Below are 3,452 nucleotides of genomic sequence, written 5' to 3' on the forward strand. Positions count from 1 at the left end.
GGGGACGACAACACGGGCAAGACGGGCCATGCCTCATGATACCCGCCAAAACACGTGCAAGTCAATTAAATGCACTGTCACCGTAACAGCGTAATCACAGCGGCATCGATGCGCCGGTGCCGTACGCGGCCACGCCTCCGACCACCGAGGCAACCAGGGCGACGCAGGCGACCAGTATCAGTTGAACGAGCGAGATGTCGACAAAAAACCGGAAAGGAGGTTCACGGCGCGGGATTCACGGCTTGATTTTCAAGATTTGCGTTCGCGTTTAAAGCGCGCCGCAGCCTGGTCGGCGATGGTCTCGAGCGAAGGACGATCGAGCGGGAATTCCGCCGCAAGCCACGCATCCTCGGCCAGCGCGAGGGCCTGCCCGAGTTCAGCGCCCGGGACCATCCCGCGCGCGATGAAGTCCGCCGCCTTGAGCGGAAATTTCGGTGCAGTCCAGCGGGCCGGCAAATCAGCGAGTTCCCGCCACGACGCAGCGTCGGCCGCATCGCCCGAGCGCGCCCACGCCAATATCAGCCGGTTGCGGTAGCGCTCCTCGCCAAGGCGATAAAGCCGGCGCCGCGCCCTCGTCTCGTCCATCCCCGCCAGCCGCCACCAGCGATGACCCATGGAATCGAGTGCCTTTGTCTCGGCATTGGTCAGGCGTAACCGCGAGGCGACGCGTCTGGCATCCTCGGTAACGGCGACCGCGAGCCCGCCCAGTCTTCGGACCGGATCAGGCGCAAGGCCGAGCGCGCGCTCGATCGAAACGACCGCCGCAAATGGCCCGGTATAGGCCACGCCGCCAAAGATCGGCAGCAATAACCCTCCCTCGACCATCGCATTCACGCTGCCCGTCGCACCGCTGGCGACCATCAGCTTCAATATTTCGACGCGTATCCGCTCTGCAGACAGGTTCACGAGACCCGCCCGGGCGCCGATACAGGCGAGATAGCCGGCGCGATCGGGCTCGCCTGCACCATAAGCGGCATGAATCCGGAAGAAGCGAAGGATGCGCAAGTAATCCTCGGCGATCCTTTTTTCCGGCTCGCCGATGAAGCGCACACGCCTTGCCGCGATGTCTTCGAGACCGCCCACATAGTCGTGAACGAGCCCTTCCGCATCCACCGACAGACCGTTGATGGTGAAATCCCGCCGCTCGGCGTCGCGCACCCAATCGCGGCCGAATGCGACCTTCGCTCTTCGGCCGAAGGTCTCGGTATCTTCGCGCAGCGTCGTGACTTCGAAGGGGTGAGCGTCGATCACCAGCGTCACCGTGCCGTGCTCGATGCCGGTCGGCACGCTCTTGATGCCGGCTGCCCTGGCGCGGCGGATGACCTCCTCCGGCAAGGCCGTGGTCGCGATGTCGACGTCGCCGGTCGGAAGATCGAGCAGCGCGTTGCGGACCGCCCCTCCAACGACGCGCGCTTGCTCGCCATCCGTGTTGAGCAATTTGAGCACGCGAGCGGCGAAGCCTGTTTTCAGCCACGGCGCTTGATCAAGTCGCCGCTCGCCGCTCATTTCTCGACCCCTGGAACAAGTCTGCCATTCTCCAGATGGGCAGGAAAATAGGTCGAATGCGGGGGCGCTCCCGAGAACTGCGCCAGCAATATCAAGCTGAGGATGACGAGCAGTAGCGAACCGAGCAGCAATCGGCCGACGATGATCACCGGCCAGGATGAAAGCGTCATCAATCCGGAACGGCTGGCGACCAAAAACAGGGCGTAGACCGCAAACGGGATCAGAAAGATTCCGATCTCGGTAAGGGCCGGGCGAATCATGGTGCAAGGATCCGTTCGTACAGCACGCGAAGTATTCCCGCGGTCGCGCCCCAGATATAGCGCTCTCCGTAGGGCATGGCGTAGTAAAAGCGCTCGATGCCGCGGAACTCCTTGCTCTGAAGCTGATGGTTCGCCGGATTCATCAGAAACGCGAGCGGCACCTCGAAGGCATCGTCGACTTCCGCGGGACTCATGCGCAGCGTGAAGCCGGGCCTGACGCGCGCAACCGTCGGCAGGATGCGAAAGCCGAAACTCGTTCCGTAAAGATCGAGGTAGCCGATGGGATCGACGAATTCACGTGCAAGGCCGACTTCCTCTTCGGCCTCGCGCAACGCCGCATCGAGCGGGGAAGGGTCGGTTGCATCGATCTTGCCGCCCGGAAAGGAAATCTGTCCGGCGTGTTCGTTGAGATGAGCGGAGCGCTGCGTCAACAGTACCGTCGGCTGCGGACGATCGACGACCGGAATCAATACCGCCGCGGGACGAATTGGCTGTTCGCGAGCCAGAATTGCCAGCATGTGATCGGTGCCCTGGTCTCCGCTCGCGGGGATCAGGGCAGGATCGGTTAGCCCCGCGGGAATCTCGAAACGCAGGCGCGCACGCGCCCGATCGAAAAACTCCGCCGAACTGATTGCGGCGGGATTGTTCTCCGCCATCGCCTCACTCAAATTAGTGCCCCCTCACCTCTTCCGCATCCGCCATCGCAAAGAACGCGCCGGCCGATGCGACCCCGAACATCTGGCGACCATCGACCATCCGCTCCTCGCCGATGTCAACCAGATCATAATAGAGCGCGCGCGTGACTTTTGCCCAAAGGTCGGCGCGGACGTGGAGATAAGGCGTCAGCCCGCCCTCGGCGGAGGCCTCAAAACGCAGTGGATGCGCCGGATCACAATCCACCCAGTCGTCCACATTGGTGCGAAAGCTCAAGCAATGCCCCTTCTCGTCTTGCTCCTTGATCAATTCGACGGCCAGAAACGGCGCATCGTCGACGCGAATGCCGACCTTCTCGACCGGCGTCACAAGAAAGTGCTTGCCGTCCTCGCGCTTGAGGATCGTCGAAAACAGCCGGACCAAAGCTGGCCGCCCGATCGGCGTCCCCATATAGTACCAGGCACCGTCTGCCGCGATTCGCATGTCGAGATCGCCGCAAAAGGGCGGATTCCACAGATGCACCGGGGGCAAGCCTTTTCCGGTCGCGTCGGTGTTCGCGGCGTTTTTCGCCGCGGCTGTGAGACCTTCGAGAGCTTGAACCGGTTCCCGCCCTTGCTTCGCCATGGTTTGCCGTGAGTTTGGGACGCCTGAATACTGCAACGCTTGAACGGATGCTTGGTTTGGCACGATTGGTGCACGCAAACAAATATCTGATCCTGGCGTCCCGGTTCTGACATTCGTACCCTGTCGCGGCGGGTTCTTTTACGAATGTCAGGGCCAAAGGGACACTAGCAACCATATGATTCCAGTGTGGCTTTGACTCTGGCGTTCCTTCGAAGAGCTCGCGGCAATACCGAAAAGAACGTCAGTGTCGCCCCACTAGTGAAGGCGCTCCTTCGCCTTCAATTTCGTCAATCCTTCCGCAAAAGCCACCGCCGTGTCTAGCCCCCTGCCGCTCCCGAGCGCGACGACCGCGGGCCGGCTGCGTGACATCAGGGCACGCGCCGCATTTCGTGTCGTCTCCACGCTCAC

The 3,452-nt window shown here is 62.1% G+C and carries 4 protein-coding genes and 1 pseudogene; all 5 read right to left on the reverse strand.

What is annotated here, in order from left to right; translation table 11 throughout:
• Nucleotides 1-249: 249 nt before the first annotated feature.
• The gene (locus WB528_RS22930; protein ID WP_423890971.1) at nucleotides 250-1,506 is read right to left on the reverse strand and encodes a CCA tRNA nucleotidyltransferase; all 1,257 of its coding nucleotides are present in this window, start codon (nucleotides 1,504-1,506) and stop codon (nucleotides 250-252) included.
• Nucleotides 1,503-1,766 carry a DUF6111 family protein gene (locus tag WB528_RS22935; protein ID WP_423890972.1) on the reverse strand — a complete coding sequence of 88 codons (264 nt, stop codon included), beginning with the start codon at nucleotides 1,764-1,766 and terminating at the stop codon, nucleotides 1,503-1,505. Before WB528_RS22935 ends, WB528_RS22930 begins: the two co-directional genes overlap by 4 nt.
• Nucleotides 1,763-2,422, reverse strand: a complete 660-nt coding sequence (locus WB528_RS22940; RefSeq protein ID WP_423890977.1) for a CoA pyrophosphatase — start codon at nucleotides 2,420-2,422, stop codon at nucleotides 1,763-1,765. The genes WB528_RS22935 and WB528_RS22940 overlap by 4 nt, the downstream gene beginning before the upstream one ends.
• 13 nt (nucleotides 2,423-2,435) lie before the next feature.
• Nucleotides 2,436-3,044 carry a DUF1285 domain-containing protein gene (locus WB528_RS22945; protein WP_423890975.1) on the reverse strand — a complete coding sequence of 203 codons (609 nt, stop codon included), beginning with the start codon at nucleotides 3,042-3,044 and terminating at the stop codon, nucleotides 2,436-2,438.
• Nucleotides 3,045-3,299: 255 nt separating this feature from the next.
• Nucleotides 3,300-3,452, reverse strand: a pseudogene (locus WB528_RS22950) (insulinase family protein); the annotation flags it as partial.

Source organism: Bradyrhizobium sp. (assembly GCF_049586575.1).
Lineage (GTDB): Bacteria > Pseudomonadota > Alphaproteobacteria > Rhizobiales > Xanthobacteraceae > Bradyrhizobium.

Bases quoted from the DNA above. Each gene is read 5' to 3' on its own strand.
- WB528_RS22930 (WP_423890971.1), bottom strand. From the start codon at position 1,506: ATGAGCGGCGAGCGGCGACTTGATCAAGCGCCGTGGCTGAAAACAGGC.
- WB528_RS22935 (WP_423890972.1), bottom strand. From the start codon at position 1,766: ATGATTCGCCCGGCCCTTACCGAGATCGGAATCTTTCTGATCCCGTTT.
- WB528_RS22940 (WP_423890977.1), bottom strand. From the start codon at position 2,422: ATGGCGGAGAACAATCCCGCCGCAATCAGTTCGGCGGAGTTTTTCGAT.
- WB528_RS22945 (WP_423890975.1), bottom strand. From the start codon at position 3,044: ATGGCGAAGCAAGGGCGGGAACCGGTTCAAGCTCTCGAAGGTCTCACA.